Here is an 806-nt window from a genome sequence, read left to right on the forward strand (position 1 = left end):
CCTTCACCCTGGACAGGGGTAGATCACACGGTTTCGGGTCTACGCCTACAAACTATTTCGCCCTATTCAGACTCGCTTTCGCTGCGGCTACGGCTTCTCACCTTAACCTTGCTTGCAAACGTAACTCGCCGGTTCATTCTACAAAAGGCACGCCATCACCCGTTAACGGGCTCTGACTTCTTGTAAGCACACGGTTTCAGGTTCTTTTTCACTCCGCTCCCGCGGTTCTTTTCACCTTTCCCTCACGGTACTGCTTCACTATCGGTCACCAGGGAGTATTTAGCCTTGGCAGATGGTCCTGCCGGATTCAGACGGGGTTTCACGTGTCCCGCCCTACTCAGGATACGCCTAGGGTGTTCGCAGACTTTTGGTTACGGGGCTTTTACCCTCTATGGCCGGCCTTTCCAGACCTGTTCGCCTAACCTGCTGCACCCATGACGGCGTCCTACAACCCCAAGGAGCAAGCTCCTTGGTTTGGGCTAATCCGCTTTCGCTCGCCGCTACTGACGGAATCACTTTTGTTTTCTTTTCCTGAGGGTACTTAGATGTTTCAGTTCCCCTCGTATGCCTCCTATGCAGCTATGTATTCACTGCATGGTACGTGAGTATTACCTCACGCGGGTTCCCCCATTCGGACATCCCCGGATCAATGCCTGCTTACGGCTCCCCGAGGCGTTATCGTTGTTCGCCACGTCCTTCTTCGGCTCCTGGTGCCTAGGCATCCTCCGTGTGCTCTTTATAGCTTATCCAGCTATCACTTGTACGACCGAAGTCGCACCGGATTTTGATTCAGCATTGTTGCTTTG

General features: G+C 53.3%; 1 rRNA gene. It reads right to left on the reverse strand.

The annotated features are described in order from the left end of the window. Nucleotides 1-749, reverse strand: a 23S ribosomal RNA gene (locus tag D3105_RS34195); the annotation flags it as partial. Nucleotides 750-806: the final 57 nt, after the last annotated feature.

This window comes from Streptomyces globisporus (assembly GCF_003501885.1).
In the GTDB taxonomy this organism is placed as follows: Bacteria; Actinomycetota; Actinomycetes; order Streptomycetales; family Streptomycetaceae; genus Streptomyces; species Streptomyces globisporus_D.